Here is a 15,241-nt window from a genome sequence, read left to right on the forward strand (position 1 = left end):
CAGCCCAAGGAAGGCGGCTTGTCTGCCGCCCGTCCCGCAATTGAAACGGGAGGCTTGCGCCCCCCGATTTGTTACGCACTCTTGTTACTTTTTCCGTTTGTCCGATGTCTTCTGCGCTTCGGGCACCGCCGCATACGCAGCCGGGTCACCCGAGTCGGTCGGATTCATGAACACGGCCTTCAATTGCGGCGGCATGGGGAATTTCAGGTTGATGTTTTTCGGCGGGATAGACGAGGTAAACCATTTCGCGTAAATGCGGTTGATGTCATCGCTCTTGTACAGGCGGATCAGCGCGTCGTCGACCACTTTCTTGAAGGCCGGATCGCCCTTGCGCAGCATGATGCCGTACGGCTCGACCGACAGCGCTTCCTTGGTGATTTCGTAGTCGTTCGGGTTTTTCGAATTGGCCACTTGCGATGCCAGCAGGATGTCGTCGTTGGCTTCGGCCACCGCGCGGCCCGTTTCCAGCATCAGGAACGACTCAGGATGATCCTTGCCGACGGCAATCGTCATGCCCAGGTTCTTTTCCTTGTTCAAAATCGTCATCTGCTTGATGGTCGACGTGCCGGCCGTGGCGACCAGAGTCTTGCCGCGCAAGTCTTCCAGGGTCTTGATGTTCGAGGTTTTTTTCGATAGCACGCGGTTGCCGATGACGAACATGGTCGGGGCGAATGCCACCTGCTGCTGGCGCTCCAGATTGTTCGTGGTCGAGCCACATTCGAGGTCGATGGTGCCGTTGGCCATCAGCGGGATACGGTTGGCCGAGGTGACGGGGCTCATCACCACTTTCAGTTCGCTCATGCCCAAGTGCTTTTGCAGGGCCGTGACGACTTTCATGCACAGGTCGATCGAATAGCCTTGGTATTGCTGCTTGTCATCGAGATAGGAGAAGGGAACGGAGCCGTCGCGCACACCGAGGGTGACGGAACCGGCTTTCTTGATCTTGGCCAAGGTGCCGGTCAATTCCTGAGCCTGGACTGGCGACATGCTACTGATGACGCCGACGCTGAGCAACGTGGCGATGATTTTGGTCAATTTCATAAATTCTCCTGGACGGACAAACCGGACACAAAGCCGGACGAAACAACTGTGGTGCAAATGCCACCAATAGAATTAATTTTATTTCATTTTCAGCGCCGGACCAGCCGTTTTCTGCGATTGTCCGCAAATAGGCGCTATACGCGCGCCTGAATCAGCGCGGCTGTAGCATTTTTCCTACTGATTTTCCTCCACCGATTTATTTTGCTGACGCCAAACCCGCCAGCGCGTCGTCCTCTTCCGCTTCATCGTCCCTATTTACCTGCTGGCGTTGCCACATTTGCGCGTACAAGCCATCGGCGGCCAGCAATTGCGGATGCGTGCCCCGCTCGACGATGCGGCCATGGTCGAGCACCAGGATTTGCTGGGCGTCGGCCACCGTCGACAGCCGGTGTGCGATCACCAGGGTGGTGCGGTTTTTGGCGATGTCCTTCAGCTGCGCCTGGATCGCCTGCTCGGCCTTGGAATCGAGCGCCGACGTGGCTTCGTCGAAAATCAGGATGGCCGGGTCTTTCAGCAAGGTGCGGGCGATGGCCACGCGCTGCTTTTCACCGCCCGACAGCTTCAAGCCCCGCTCGCCCACCATGGAGTTGTAGCCATCCGGCAAGCTTTCAATAAAATCATGGATCGACGCCGCTTTTGCCGCCACCACGATGGCGTCCTTGCTGGCGCCCGGCTTGCCGTAAGCGATGTTGTATTCGATGCTGTCGTTGAACAGCACCGTATCTTGCGGCACGATGCCGATGGCGGCGCGCAGGGAGTCCTGTGTGATGCTGCGCAAGTCCTGGCCATCGATGGTGATGCTGCCGCCATCGACTTCATAGAAGCGGAACAGCAAACGCGACAGGGTCGACTTGCCCGAGCCGCTGTGGCCCACCACGGCCGTCGTGGTGCCGGCCGGTATCTGGAAATCCACGTCGAACAGGATTTGCCGCTTGGCTTCGTAGTTGAAATCCACATGCGCAAAGCGCACGGCCGCGCCGCGCGTGACGAGCGGTTTTGCCTCCGGCGTATCGGCGATTTCGCGGTTTTCGTTCAGCAGGGAAAACAGGCGCTCCATGTCGGCCAGGCTTTGCTTGATTTCGCGGTAAATGACCCCTAAAAAATTGAGGGGGATGTACAGCTGGATCATGAAGGCGTTCACCAGCACCAGGTCGCCCAGCGTCATGCTGCCGTCGATCACGCCCACCGTGGCGCGCCACAGGATCAAGGTGACGGCTGTGGCGATGATCAGCGACTGGCCCGTATTGAGCAGGGACAAGGAAGTCTGCGATTTCACGGCGGCCGATTCATAGCGCTGCAAGCCTTCGTCGTAGCGCTTCGCCTCGTAATCCTCGTTACCGAAATATTTCACGGTTTCATAGTTGATCAGCGAATCGATGGCCTTGGTATTCGCCTTCGAGTCGAGGTCGTTCATGGTGCGGCGGAAATGCGTACGCCAGTTCGTCACCAGCACGGTAAACGCGATGTACGACACCAACGCCACCGCCGTGATCACGGTGAACCAGATGTCGTAATGCAAGACCAGGTAGCCGAGCACGAGGGTGATTTCCACCAGGGTCGGCAAGATATTGAACAAGGTATAGGAAATGAGCGAGCCGACGCTGCGCGTGCCCCGTTCGATATCGCGCGTCATGCCGCCCGTCTGGCGGTTCAGGTGGAAGCGCAGCGACAAGGCATGCAGGTGGCGAAACACTTGCAGGGCGATGGTGCGCACGGCCCGCTGCGTCACCCGGGCGAACAGGAATTCGCGCAATTCGGTAAACAAGGTGGTCGACAGGCGCAGCAAGCCGTAGGCCACCAGCAAGCCGACCGGCAACACCAGCAGCGCTTGCGGATGGGCCGCCGTGATCGTCATGGCGTCGACGAGTTTTTTCAGGATCAGGGGCACGCCCACGTTGGCCAGCTTGGCGCCCACCAGGCATAGCAGCGCCAGCAGGACCCGCCATTTGTAGACCCACAGGTACGGCAGCAAGGTCTTGATGGTGGCGAAATCGCTGTGGCTGGCGGAGGCTGGCGAGCGGGGTGGGGGGGGAGTCTGGGAACGGCGCATGGCGAAGGTCGGCTTTTTATGGTTCAATCGGGGCAATTGTAGCCTTTCATGAGAATAAAAGATGAGCACCTCCCCCTACCGCCCTGATAACTGCCTCGCCTCCGGCCTGCCCGCCGGAAAAATGCCGGAATTGCGCATGATGCCCGCGCCCTCCGACGCCAATGTGTACGGCGACGTCTTCGGCGGCTGGATCATGGCGCAAGTCGATATCGCCGGCTCGCTGCCGGCCACGCGGCGTGCCAACGGCCGTGTCGCCACCATCGCCGTCAACTCCTTCGTCTTCAAAAACCCCGTGTTCGTCGGCGATCTGCTCTCCTTCTACGCCGACATCGTCAAGGTTGGCAATACTTCGATCACCGTCAATGTCGAGGTGTATGCTGAACGCAACCGCCTGCAGGCGTGCATCGTGAAAGTCACGGAAGCGACGCTGATCTATGTGGCGACCGACTCCGACCGCAAGCCGCGCAAGGTGCCGCCCATCGAGACCCTGCTGTCGCAATAATCCTACATTGCATGGCCGGCCGGCATGGATAGGCAGCGCCGCATCTTCCTGCTCAGTGCTGCGCGCATCGTCTCGCTGGCCGCCGCTGGCGGCGTGCTGTCCGGTTCCAGCACGAGCGCCGCCACGCGCTTGAATGGCAACGGCTATCCTTTTGCGCTCGGCGTCGCTTCCGGTTCGCCCTTGCCCGATGCGGTGGTGCTGTGGACGCGCATCTGCTACGACCCGCTGCACGCAAGCGCCACACCCGCCATCGCCCTGAACGTGCGCTGGGAAGTGGCCGACGACGAAGGTTTTCGCCGCATCGTTGCCAAGGGCCAGGCCACGGCCACGCCCGGCCTCGCGCACAGCGTGCATGTGGACGTGGCGGGTCTGGCGCCCGGGCGCTGGTACTGGTACCGCTTCATGCTTGGCGACGCCGTCAGCCCCGTGGGCCGTACGCGCACGGCACCCGAACCCGGCTCCATGCCTTCCTCGCTGAAACTGGCCGTGGCTTCGTGCCAGCACTGGGAATTCGGCGCGTATGCGGCGCACCGGCACATCGCGGCGGCCGCACCCGACCTGGTGGCCTTCTTGGGCGATTACATTTATGAGTGGGGACCGTACCAGCTGCAGCACCCGAGCCGGGCAGTGCGCACGCACGAAAGTTTCAGCCTGGACGAGTACCGCGCCCGCTATGCGCAATACAAGAGCGACCAGGATTTGCAGGGCGCACACCTGGCCGCGCCGTGGATCGTCACCTGGGATGACCATGAAGTGGCCAACGATTACGGCAATGACCGCGACGAATTGCTCACGCCCACCTTTTTGCAGCGCCGCGCGGCCGCCTACCAGGCGTTTTATGAACACATGCCGCTGCGCCTGCTGCCGCTGGGACGACGGGGCTTTGTCGACATGCGTATTTACCAGCGCTATGACTGGGGCCGCCTGGCGCGCTTCCACGTGCTGGACGACCGGCAATACCGCGCCTATCACGCGTGCGCCAGGCCGGGCCGCGGCGGCTCCAATTCCGTCACCACGCGCAACTGCCCCGACTTGCTGAAACCACAGCGCACCATGCTGGGCGAGGAACAGCAGCGCTGGCTGCAAGCCGGTCTCGATGATTCTCCCGCGCGCTGGAATATCCTGGCCCAGCAAACGCTGATGGCGCAATCGAGCCAGGTGCCCATCCTGCGGCCCGGCGACGAGCGCATCTGGACCGATGGCTGGGATGGCTATCCCATGGCGCGCCAGCACCTGCTCGACGCCCTGCGCAGCAGCGGCGCGCGCAACCCGCTGGTGCTGTCAGGCGACGTGCACACCTTTTATGCCACGGAACTGAGCCGCAATGCCATGCGCCCTGCCGGCAAGGAGAATCCCGTGCTGGCCACCGAGTTTTGCGGCACTTCCATCACCTCGAGTTCACGCCCGCAGGCGCGCACCGAGCAGTACGTGGCGATGAACCCGCACATCCGCTACGGGCGCAGCGACAAGCGCGGCTACATGTTGCTGGAAATCACACCGGAGAAAACCACGACCCTGTTCCAGGGTTTGGAGAATGTGCGCGACAGCGTATCGGGCATCGCAACATTGGCCAGCTTTACCGTCCAGGATGGCAAAGCTGGCTTGCAGAGCTAACGCTTAAGCAACCTTCTTTTCGTCGCGCAATTGACGGCGCAAGATCTTGCCGACATTGGTCTTCGGCAATTCATCGCGGAACTCGATGTATTTCGGCTTCTTGTATGCCGTCAATTCATGCTTGCAATGCTCGCGGATCTGTTCCACCGTCAGCTTAGGATCCTTGCGCACGACAAACACTTTCACGGCTTCGCCCGCGTTGGCATCCGGCACGCCGATGCATGCGCATTCGAGCACGCCCGGGCACGAAGAGACCACGTCTTCCACCTCGTTCGGATACACGTTGAAGCCAGAGACGATGATCATGTCTTTCTTGCGGTCCACGATCTTCACGTAGCCGCGCTCGTCCATGACGCCCACGTCACCCGTCTTGAAGTAGCCGTCCGCCGTCATCGACTTGGCCGTTTCGTCCGGACGCTGCCAGTAGCCGGCCATCACTTGCGGGCCGCGCACGGCGATTTCGCCCGGTTCGCCCAGCGGCACTTCCACGCCATCATCGTTCAGGATCGCCACTTCCGTCGACGGGAATGGCAAGCCGATGCTGCCCGTGAATTCCGTGATATCGACACGGTTGCCCGTCACCACGGGCGATGTTTCCGACATGCCATAGCCTTCGATCAGCGGGCAGCCCGTCAGTTTCAGCCAGCGTTCGGCCACGTTGCGCTGCAGGGCCATGCCGCCGCCATTGCACACCTTGTAGCTGGAGAAATCGAGCTTGGCAAAGTCGGCATTGTTCAGCAACGCGTTGTACAGGGTATTGACGGCCGGGAAAACGACGATCTTGTGCTTGCTCAATTCCTTGACGAAACCGGGGATGTCGCGCGGATTCGGGATCAGCACGCTCATGCCGCCCAGGCGCATGCCCATCAGGGCGCTGACCGTCAGCGAATAGATGTGATACAGGGGCAAGGCGCACATGAAGCCCATCGAGGTGGCGCGCATTTCAGGCGTCATCACGGGCGACATCCACGCCTCGTTTTGCAGCACGTTGGCGATCACGTTACGGTGCAACAGCATCGCGCCTTTTGACACGCCCGTCGTGCCCCCCGTGTATTGCAGGAAGACGATATCGTCATGCCCCTGCTGCACGGGCTTGAGCGCCAGGCGCGCACCTTCGGCCAGCATCTTGTTGAAACTGATGGCGCCCGGCAAGGAAAACGCGGGCACCATTTTCTTGATCTTGCGCACGACGAAATTAACAATCGTGCCCTTCAAGCCACCCAGCAAATCACCCATGGTGGCCACGATCACATGCTTGACCTGGGTATGCGGCAACACCTGCTCCACCGTGGTGGCAAAGTTTTCCAGCACGATGATCGCTACACTGCCCGAATCGATCAGCTGGTGCTGCAATTCACGCGGCGTGTACAGCGGGTTGACGTTCACCACGGTATAGCCGGCGCGCAAAATCGCCGCCATGGCCACCGGGTACTGCAGCACGTTCGGCAGCATGATCGCCACGCGCGCACCTGGCTGCAGCCCCTTGCTTTGCAGCCAGGCGCCCATCTGTTGCGACAGCTGGTCGAGCTCGCGGTAGGTAAGGAATTTATCCATGCACACGAAAGCGTTACGGTCCGCATATTTCTGGAACGACTCTTCCAGCAAATGCGTCACGGAACGGTATTGCGTGCAATCAATCTCTGCGGGAACGCTGTCCGGGTACGACTTCAACCAAATCTTGTCCATCTCGCCTCATCTTTATCTGTAAAAGGGATGCGCCTCCTGGCGCATCCCGCACTGTTTATGCTGCTGTCTTCGTTTCGTCACGCAGGGCGCGACGCAAAATCTTGCCGACGTTGGTCTTCGGCAGTTCATCGCGGAACTCGATGTATTTCGGCCGCTTGTAACCCGTGAATTGTTCCTTGCAATACGCGGCCAGCGCTGCCTGGGTCAGGTTCGGATCCTTGCGTACCACAAACACTTTCACGGCCTCGCCCGAATGCTCATCGGGTACGCCCACGCAGGCGCACTCGAGCACGCCCGGATGGGCCGCGATGACGGCTTCGACCTCGTTCGGATACACATTGAAACCGGAGACGAGAATCATGTCTTTCTTGCGGTCCACGATCTTCACGTAGCCGCGCTCGTCCATGATGCCCACGTCGCCCGATTTGAAGTAGCCGTCTTGTGTCATGACCTTGGCCGTTTCATCGGGACGGTTCCAGTAGCCCGTCATCACTTGCGGGCCACGGATGGCGATCTCGCCCGTCTGGCCCAGCGGCACTTCCCTGCCGTCATCGTCGAAAATCGCGATCTCGGTCGACGGAATCGGCAAGCCGATGGTGCCGGAAAACGCCGTGCTGTCGGCGCGGTTGCAGGTAGCGACGGGCGACGTTTCCGACAGGCCATAACCTTCGATGATGGACACACCCGTCGCTTGCAGCCATTTGTCATTGACGGCTTGCTGCACCGCCATGCCGCCGCCATTGGCGATCTTCAAGCCCGAGAAGTCGAGCTTGGCGAAGTCGGGGTGATTCACCAGCGCGTTATACAGCGTATTGACCGCTGGCAGCAGGTTGAATTTGTACTTGCCCAACTCCTTGATCAGGCCCGGGATATCGCGCGGATTCGGGATCAGGATATTCAGGGCGCCCACGCGCGTGCCCCACATCGCGCACGCCGTCAGGGCAAAGATATGGTACAGCGGCAAGGCGCAGACGATGATCAACTGCTCGCGGCTGTTCTGGTCGAGCGCCGCGCCCGACCACGCTTCGCTCTGCAGCACATTGGCGATCACGTTGCGGTGGCTCAAGGTCGCGCCTTTCGACACGCCCGTCGTGCCGCCCGTGTATTGCAGGAAGGCAGCGTCGTTGATGCTCAGCTCGACGGGCGTGAGTTTCATGCGGCTGCCCAGCGCCAGCGCCTGCTTGAAACGCATGGCGTTCGGCAAGGAATATGCGGGCACCATCTTCTTGACGTTGCGCACGACAAAATTGACGATCATGCCTTTCAAGCCGCCCAACATTTCACCCATGCTGGCGACGACGATGTGCTTGACGGCCGTCTTGCTCAGTACTTGTTCTAGCGTATGGGCGAAGTTTTCCAGCACGATGATGGCTTCGCTGCCCGAATCGTTGAGCTGGTGCTCGAGTTCGCGCGGCGTGTACAGCGGGTTGACGTTGACCACAGTGTAACCGGCGCGCAGCACGGCAGCGATCGCCACCGGATACTGCAGCACGTTCGGCATCATCAGGGCGACTCTGGCCCCTTTTTTCAAGCCGCGGCTTTGCAGCCAGGCACCCAACTGGCGCGAATAAGTGTCGAGTTCGGCATAGGTGAGAAATTTGTCCATGCAGACATAGGCATTGCGGTCCGCATATTTTTGAAACGCCTCTTCCAGCAAATGCACCAGCGAACGATATTGATCAGGATCGATGTCGGCGGGAACGCCGGGAGGATACGACTTCAGCCAAATTTTTTCCATCCTGTGCCTCTTGTCTCGAATAATCGTGGGGAGCCGGCGCAGCCTGCCGGCGCGGATCATTGCTGCGGATTCTGTCGTCCTGCAGTCAGTTTGAGCATTCTGACGAGCAATTGCTCTATGCTACTAATGCGATGCTATCGGGCGCCGCGCTTCCATGCAAGCGCTTTTAACAGTATTCGAGCGGCAACTCTAGGGGCTTTTTGTGCTGCAGTGCAGCATGATAAATACACTGTTGCAGGATCGTTCGCCCTGACGTGCGAGACAATCTTTACGGGTCAGGGGCTGGACAATTGTTCCAGCGCACGCCTGCGCTCAGGCTTTTTGATCTGGGTCATTGTGTGCACTGCAGCATAAAAAGCACGAAAGTTCTTTTTTTCTTCCAGCAATTTTCTGAAGGCAGGCAAAAATTCATTGTAGGTAGACACGGAAGCCAGGTGCGCATTGCTCAATGGCTGCTCGAACCAGCGGTCGTAACCGGCAAAACCACCCCACTCTCGCTTCTGCACCTGATACGCGTCTTGCAATGCAGCAAACACCTGCGCCTTGCGCGCGCGCTTGTCCGCATCGCTGGCGTCGCTGGCATACACGGCCTCCAGCTCCTCACGATATTTCAGCAGCAAGGCCAGAAAATCCTGGCGCCGCGCCGCATACTGGGCATACGACGCGCGCATGGCCTCATTACCTTCGCGTGCCAGCCAGCGCTGCACGCCCGCCTCTTCCACGGCACCGGCAAACGACTCGTTGAAGGCCGAATCGCCGGGCACGTACACCACCTGGTGTGCCAGTTCATGAAAAATCAGGCGCGCCAGTTCCGCATCGTTGTAGTTGATAAAGGTCGACAGCAGGGGATCGTCGAACCAGCCCAGGGTGGAATAGGCGGGCACGCCGCCCACCTGCACATCGTAATGCTGGGCGCGCAACTGCTCGGCATACGCGAGCGCCTCTTCCTTGCTGTAATAGCCTCGATAGCTGACGCAGCCGGCGATGGGGAAACACCATTGCAGCGGCTGCAGCGACAATTCCGGCGTGGCCACCACGTTCCACAGCACAAACGGGCGCCGCAGGGCCGCGTAGTTCTTGTAGCTGCCATTATCGGGCAACTCCAGCTCGCTGACGGCAAAGCGGCGAATTTGCTGCGCCTTGGCCAGACGCACTTTCAGGCGCGGCTCGGTGGCCGGGTCGTCGAGCCAGTCACCGATGGGGCGCGCGCCGGACCACAGGGCATATTGTCCCTGCGCCGCTTGCGTGTAGTAACGCAACTGCGTGCAGCCGCCCAGCAGCATGCACAAGGTGCCGACAAGCAAGCAGGCGGGCCAGCGCAGCATGTCAGGCAACCTTTTCCACTTCGACCAGCGTATCGTAAAAGGTCGGCGCGCGGCCCATGTCCGTCAGGCGCTGGCTGGTCACTTCATTGGCATTCTTGCCGTCGCTGGCCAGCTTCTTCCACCATACGGACAAACCCACCACCAGGCCCCGTCTCGCCTTGTCCGTGACCCTGGCCTTGGCAACAAAGCTGCCGCGGTCATTGAAGATGCGCACCATGTCACCGGCGGCGATGCCGCGCGCTGCGCCATCGTCAGGATGAATATCGAGGTGTGGCTCGCCTTCCGCCGCGCGCAGGCTTTTCACGTTGACGAAAGTGGAATTGAGGAAATTGCGTGCCGGCGGGGAAATCATGGCCAGCGGATAGCGCGCCGCCAGCGTGGGATTGCTGGCCAGCGATTCGTGCGGTGCAATGTACGTCGGCAAGGGATCGAGTCCCGCCTGCGCCATGGCGCTGGAATAAAACTCGCACTTGCCCGATGGCGTGGGGAAACCACCTTCGGCAAATGGCGCCTCGGCCATGGCCAGCTTTTGCCAGCCCGTGCGTTTCAGCGATTCCCAGTCGAAATGCACGGCGCGCGCATCCGTCGCATCGAACGCCTTGGCCGCCAGCGCATCGTCGCTTTCCTGGAAGCATGGATCATCAAAACCCATGTGCTGCGCCAGCAAGCGGAAGATTTCCGTATTTGCCTTCGCTTCGCCCAGCGGCGCCACGGCCGCATTGTTCGCCATCATGTACAAGTGGCCATAGGTGGAGTGCGCATCGACATGCTCGAGCTGCGTGGTGGCGGGCAGCACGATGTCGGCGTAATCGACGGTATCGGTCTGGAAGTGCTCGAGCACGACCGTAAACAAATCTTCGCGGGCAAAACCCTGCGCCACTTTCGAGGAATCGGGCGCCACCGCCAGGGGATTCGAGTTGTAGACGATCACGGCCTCGACTTGCGGGCCGAACTCGGGTGACGTGGTTTTCAGCAGATCGTCGCCGATGGTGCTCATGTTGATGGTGCGCGGCGTGCCTTTGAGCAAATCGGGGCGCTGCAAGGCCTTGCGATTGACAGGAAAGGAACCCGAGCTCGACAGCTGCATGCCGCCGGCTGGATGGCGCCACGCGCCCGTCAGGGCCGGCAGGCAGGCGATATTGCGCACTGCCATGCCACCGCCATGCACGCGCTGCACGCCGTAGTTGGTACGGATGGCGGCGCCCTCGCCAGAGCGGCACGCCTGGCCGTACAGGCGTGCCAGGTCCACCACTTCCATCGTCGTAATGCCGCACACCTCGGCCGCGCGCTCGGGCGGCCATTCCAGGGCACGCTGTTTCAAGGCATCGTAGCCGACGGTATGGCGTTCGATGTAGTCATGATCGAGCCAATCTTCCCCAATCAAGACATGCATCAAGCCCAACGCCAGGGCCGCATCGGTACCCGGCAGCAAGGCGACGTGCTGATGGCATTTTTCGGCCGTCAGCGAACGATACGGGTCGATGGCGATCAAGGTCGCGCCGTTGCGCTTGGCCTCTTGCGCCCGCATCCAGAAGTGCAGGTTCGAGGCGATCGGGTTGCCGCCCCAGATGATGATCAATTTGGCGTTCTGGAATTGTTCCAGGTCCGTGCCGATGCTGGCCCCCACCGTGTAGCGGTAGCCCGTGGCGCCGGCCGAGGCGCAAATGGTGCGGTCCAGCAAGGAAGCACCAAGCTGGTTGAAAAAACGCGAGGACATCGATTCGCCCTGCACCAGGCCCATGGTGCCGCAGTAGCTGTACGGCAAGATCGCCTGCGGATCGCGCGCGGCGATCGGTTTCAAGCGGGCGGCGATGGTCTGCAATGCTTCTTCCCAGCTGATGCGCTCGAACTTTCCCTCCCCCTTCTTGCCCACGCGGCGCAGCGGATGCAGCAGCCGGTCCGCATGGTAGGTACGTTCCGTGAAGCGCGACACCTTGGTGCACAGCACGCCAGCCGTGGTCGGGTGGTCAGGATCGCCCTTGACGGCTGTTGCCACGCCATCGGTCACGGTGACCAGCAAGGCGCAGGTATCAGGGCAGTCGAGCGGGCAGGCGGCGCGCACTTGGGTGGTGGTCATGGGCAATCCAAAAACGTTGGGGGAAGGCGATACTGTAAACCATTCCGCGCGCTTGCTGTTGGCGCCATGGCAAGCTGGGCCGTGCGCTGGATTTACCCGGCAAACAAGGGCTACAATGCATTATTAGCCGCGCCTGTTTTTGATCAAACAGCCGCGGTCCGGCGCGCCATACATGCCGTGCGCCAGCATACACAGGAGAGTCCGATGAAATTAGTTGATCCCATCTTGGCGTTTCAATCCGAGCTGCAAGGTATCCGCCGCGACCTGCACGCGCATCCCGAGCTATGCTATGAAGAACAGCGCACCTCGGACGTGATCGCCGCCAAACTGACGGAATGGGGCATTCCCGTGGTACGCGGCCTGGGTCGCACCGGCGTCGTCGGCATCATCCAGAATGGCACCTCGACACGTGCCATCGGCCTGCGCGCCGACATGGATGCCTTGCCGATGCAGGAAATGAATACCTTTAAGCATGCTTCGCGCCACCCCGGCAAGATGCACGCCTGCGGTCACGACGGCCACACGGCCATGCTGCTGGGCGCGGCCCATTACCTGGCCCAGCACCGCCATTTCGACGGCACCGTGTATCTGGTCTTCCAGCCGGCCGAAGAAGGCGGCGCCGGCGCGCGCGAAATGATCGAAGACGGTTTGTTTACACGCTTTCCCATGGATGCCATCTACGGCATGCACAACTGGCCAGGCGCCGAAACAGGCACCCTGAGCGTGGTGGAAGGACCGATGATGGCGTCGAGCAATGAATTCCACGTCACCGTCAAGGGCAAGGGCGCCCACGCGGCCCAGCCCCACAAGGGTATCGACCCCGTGATGGTGGCCGTGCAAATCGCGCAAAGCTGGCAAACCGTCATCACGCGCAACAAGAGCCCGCTAGACACGGCCGTGCTGTCGATCACGCAAATCCATGCGGGTAGCGCTACCAATGTGATTCCCGATGACGCCAGCCTGGTCGGCACCGTGCGCACCTTCACCACACCCGTACTGGACTTGATCGAAGAGCGCATGCGCGAGATCGCCGTGCATACGGCCGCCGCCTTTGGCGCGGAAGTCGACTTCCACTTCAAGCGCAACTATCCACCGCTGGTCAACCACGCGAAAGAAACGGCGTTTGCCGTCGAAGTGATGAAAAGCGTGGTCGGCGCCGACAAGGTCAACGCGAATGTCGAACCGACCATGGGCGCGGAAGATTTTGCCTTTTTCCTGCAAGAAAAAGCCGGCTGCTACATCTTCATCGGCAATGGCGATGGCGAGCACCGCGACGGCGGCCATGGCCTGGGGCCGTGCGTCTTGCACAATGGCAGCTACGACTTCAACGACAACCTGCTGCCCATCGGCGCCAGTTTCTGGGTCAAGCTGGCCGAAGCGAGCCTGCCCGTCGCTTGATTCAGCTCAGTTTATCCGGAACGGTGCCCAGGCGCTGGCCCGGATTCAACGCTTCCAGGGCCAGCAAGGCCGCCGCATGGTCCGCCGTCGGGTACGTTTCAGCAATGGTTTCATAGCGCTGCGTCACCAGTTGCGTCACTGGCAAGATGACATGCGCCGCTTCGGCCGCCGCGAGGATGTTGTGCATGTCCTTGATCTGGCTCTTCACTTGACCACCGGCAACAAAATTGCGCTCCAGCATGCGCTGGCCATGGACGTCCAAAATCTTGCTCTCGGCAAAACCGCCACGAATGGCCGCGCGCACGGCGGCTGCATCGGCGCCGGCCGCCTGTGCCAACAACAGCGCTTCGGCCACGATGGCCAAAGTGGCACCGACGATCAGCTGATTGCACAGCTTGGCCACCTGTCCGCTGCCTGGCGGGCCCACCAGGGTCGGACGGCCCATGGCCGACAAAATCGTTTCCACACAGGCGTAGTCCTTGGCGCTGGCGCCGGCCATGATGGCCAGGGTGCCCACCTGCGCCCCGCCAACGCCCCCCGACACGGGCGCATCGATGAAAGCATGGCCTGCCGCGTGCAAGATGGCATGGAATTGCTGGGCTTCTGATTGCTTGGTGGAACTCATATCGATCCACATCGCGTCAGCTGCCAAAGCCGGCAGCGCCTCTTGCAGCACCTGCGCCACGATGGGACCGGCTTCCAGCATCGAGATGACCACGTCCGCGCCATTGACCGCCTCAATCAAGGAAACAGCTGGCTGTGCCCCTGCAGCACGCAGGGCTTGGGCCTTGCTGTGCGTGCGATTCCAAATTGTGACAGAATATCCAGCGCGTAGCAGGCACCGGACCATCGGATCCCCCATCAGACCGATACCGAGAAATGCGATTTTTGTAGAGAATGTCAATTGAACCCCTGAGATCAACAAGTGGCGAGAGCGGCATGCAAAGCAAGGTGCCTGTACAAACAAGACAATAACCTATCGGCCAATTTTACGATGAAAGCCTCTATGTTCTTCAAGAAGAATCTCCTCAAATCCATCGCCGCCGTTGCCGCGCTGATGGTGGCCAACGCCGGCTTTGCCGCCGACGACAAACTGATCGACTCCGTCTACGGTGAGTATGCCAAGGGCGTAAAGGTACAAATGGTACGCGCTGGCGTGACCTCGAACTGGGATAAGGCTTGGTTTGTATCGAATGGTACGCAGCTGAGCGGTTACTGGGATGCCAGCATCGGCGGTTGGGATGCCAAGAGCTATCGCAATGTCCCTGGCCAGCATCAAAAACTGTGGGATCTGGGCTTTACTCCCGTGTTCCGCTTTGAAAATACAAACAAATTGGGCTTCTATGCGGAAGGCGGCATTGGCGTACACATGCTGTCCAAGCTGTACGATAACGACGATAACCGCCTGTCGACCCATTTCCAGTTCGGCGACCATATCGGCGTCGGCTATATTTTCAATAACAAATGGGAAGTCGCTGCCAAGATCCAGCATTTCTCGAACGGCGGTTACAAGAAACCAAACAGCGGCGTCAATTACATGAACATCAAAGTCGCTTATCACTTTTAATGGGTTTGATAAATGACAAAGGCAGCGCGTAGCGCTGCCTTTTTTACGCCTGTACGATTTGGTGGATAAATATCCAGACGAAAAAAAACCCCGACCATTTCTGATCGGGGTTTTTCTCTACTACGAATAACAAGCCTGACGATAACCTACTTTCACACTGGTTGCAGCACTATCATCGGCGCAAAGTTGTTTCACGGTCCTGTTCGGGATGGGAAGGGGTGGGACCAACTTGCTATGGTCATC

The 15,241-nt window shown here is 60.1% G+C and carries 11 protein-coding genes and 1 rRNA gene; 4 read left to right on the forward strand and 8 right to left on the reverse strand.

Annotated elements, in window-relative coordinates:
• Positions 1 to 84: 84 nt before the first annotated feature.
• A complete protein-coding gene (locus ACQ4WP_RS12290) occupies positions 85 to 1,041 on the reverse strand; it encodes an amino acid ABC transporter substrate-binding protein (protein WP_436520922.1) in 957 nt (318 codons plus the stop codon).
• A gap of 196 nt (positions 1,042 to 1,237) precedes the next feature.
• Positions 1,238 to 3,091: an ABCB family ABC transporter ATP-binding protein/permease gene (locus tag ACQ4WP_RS12295; protein WP_436520924.1), complete on the reverse strand. Its 1,854-nt coding sequence runs from the start codon at positions 3,089 to 3,091 to the stop codon at positions 1,238 to 1,240.
• 61 nt (positions 3,092 to 3,152) lie between these two features.
• Here ACQ4WP_RS12295 and ACQ4WP_RS12300 point away from each other — a divergent pair, with 61 nt between their 5' ends.
• Positions 3,153 to 3,593: an acyl-CoA thioesterase gene (locus tag ACQ4WP_RS12300; protein ID WP_436520926.1), complete on the forward strand. Its 441-nt coding sequence runs from the start codon at positions 3,153 to 3,155 to the stop codon at positions 3,591 to 3,593.
• Positions 3,594 to 3,617: 24 nt separating this feature from the next.
• Positions 3,618 to 5,207: an alkaline phosphatase D family protein gene (locus tag ACQ4WP_RS12305; RefSeq protein ID WP_436520928.1), complete on the forward strand. Its 1,590-nt coding sequence runs from the start codon at positions 3,618 to 3,620 to the stop codon at positions 5,205 to 5,207.
• A 3-nt stretch (positions 5,208 to 5,210) separates the two neighbouring features.
• Here ACQ4WP_RS12305 and ACQ4WP_RS12310 read toward each other — a convergent pair whose 3' ends face one another.
• The 4 genes from ACQ4WP_RS12310 to ACQ4WP_RS12325 all read right to left on the reverse strand — a co-directional run bounded on the left by ACQ4WP_RS12310 (position 5,211) and on the right by ACQ4WP_RS12325 (position 12,033).
• Positions 5,211 to 6,893, reverse strand: a complete 1,683-nt coding sequence (locus ACQ4WP_RS12310) for a long-chain-fatty-acid--CoA ligase (RefSeq protein WP_436520930.1) — start codon at positions 6,891 to 6,893, stop codon at positions 5,211 to 5,213.
• Positions 6,894 to 6,948: 55 nt separating this feature from the next.
• Entirely contained in the window at positions 6,949 to 8,631 is a 1,683-nt protein-coding gene (locus tag ACQ4WP_RS12315) for a long-chain fatty acid--CoA ligase (protein ID WP_436520932.1), read from the reverse strand.
• Between the two features lie 275 nt (positions 8,632 to 8,906).
• Positions 8,907 to 9,956 carry an aminopeptidase gene (locus ACQ4WP_RS12320; protein WP_436520934.1) on the reverse strand — a complete coding sequence of 350 codons (1,050 nt, stop codon included), beginning with the start codon at positions 9,954 to 9,956 and terminating at the stop codon, positions 8,907 to 8,909.
• 1 nt (position 9,957) lies between these two features.
• Complete coding sequence (locus ACQ4WP_RS12325) at positions 9,958 to 12,033, reverse strand: molybdopterin-containing oxidoreductase family protein (RefSeq protein WP_436520936.1); 2,076 nt, start codon at positions 12,031 to 12,033, stop codon at positions 9,958 to 9,960.
• Positions 12,034 to 12,237: 204 nt separating this feature from the next.
• Here ACQ4WP_RS12325 and ACQ4WP_RS12330 point away from each other — a divergent pair, with 204 nt between their 5' ends.
• Positions 12,238 to 13,431, forward strand: coding sequence for a M20 aminoacylase family protein (locus ACQ4WP_RS12330; protein ID WP_436520938.1), 1,194 nt, complete (start codon positions 12,238 to 12,240; stop codon positions 13,429 to 13,431).
• A gap of 1 nt (position 13,432) precedes the next feature.
• On the opposite strand, the gene ACQ4WP_RS12335 is transcribed toward ACQ4WP_RS12330, so the two are convergent.
• A complete protein-coding gene (locus ACQ4WP_RS12335) occupies positions 13,433 to 14,335 on the reverse strand; it encodes an NAD(P)-dependent oxidoreductase (RefSeq protein WP_436520940.1) in 903 nt (300 codons plus the stop codon).
• A gap of 90 nt (positions 14,336 to 14,425) precedes the next feature.
• Between ACQ4WP_RS12335 and ACQ4WP_RS12340 the strand changes: the two genes are divergently transcribed.
• Entirely contained in the window at positions 14,426 to 14,998 is a 573-nt protein-coding gene (locus ACQ4WP_RS12340) for an acyloxyacyl hydrolase (RefSeq protein WP_436520942.1), read from the forward strand.
• A gap of 133 nt (positions 14,999 to 15,131) precedes the next feature.
• Here the strand turns inward: ACQ4WP_RS12340 and rrf are convergent.
• Positions 15,132 to 15,241: ribosomal RNA gene (gene rrf, locus ACQ4WP_RS12345) — 5S ribosomal RNA — on the reverse strand; the annotation flags it as partial.

The sequence above is a fragment of the Janthinobacterium lyxosi genome (assembly GCF_051380665.1).
GTDB lineage: Bacteria > Pseudomonadota > Gammaproteobacteria > Burkholderiales > Burkholderiaceae_D > Janthinobacterium.

Excerpts from the sequence above, each read along its gene's own strand:
- ACQ4WP_RS12290 (WP_436520922.1), bottom strand. The coding sequence starts at position 1,041 with ATGAAATTGACCAAAATCATCGCCACGTTGCTCAGCGTCGGCGTCATC.
- ACQ4WP_RS12295 (WP_436520924.1), bottom strand. The coding sequence starts at position 3,091 with ATGCGCCGTTCCCAGACTCCCCCCCCACCCCGCTCGCCAGCCTCCGCC.
- ACQ4WP_RS12300 (WP_436520926.1), top strand. The coding sequence starts at position 3,153 with ATGAGCACCTCCCCCTACCGCCCTGATAACTGCCTCGCCTCCGGCCTG.
- ACQ4WP_RS12305 (WP_436520928.1), top strand. The coding sequence starts at position 3,618 with ATGGATAGGCAGCGCCGCATCTTCCTGCTCAGTGCTGCGCGCATCGTC.
- ACQ4WP_RS12310 (WP_436520930.1), bottom strand. The coding sequence starts at position 6,893 with ATGGACAAGATTTGGTTGAAGTCGTACCCGGACAGCGTTCCCGCAGAG.
- ACQ4WP_RS12315 (WP_436520932.1), bottom strand. The coding sequence starts at position 8,631 with ATGGAAAAAATTTGGCTGAAGTCGTATCCTCCCGGCGTTCCCGCCGAC.
- ACQ4WP_RS12320 (WP_436520934.1), bottom strand. The coding sequence starts at position 9,956 with ATGCTGCGCTGGCCCGCCTGCTTGCTTGTCGGCACCTTGTGCATGCTG.
- ACQ4WP_RS12325 (WP_436520936.1), bottom strand. The coding sequence starts at position 12,033 with ATGACCACCACCCAAGTGCGCGCCGCCTGCCCGCTCGACTGCCCTGAT.
- ACQ4WP_RS12330 (WP_436520938.1), top strand. The coding sequence starts at position 12,238 with ATGAAATTAGTTGATCCCATCTTGGCGTTTCAATCCGAGCTGCAAGGT.
- ACQ4WP_RS12340 (WP_436520942.1), top strand. The coding sequence starts at position 14,426 with ATGAAAGCCTCTATGTTCTTCAAGAAGAATCTCCTCAAATCCATCGCC.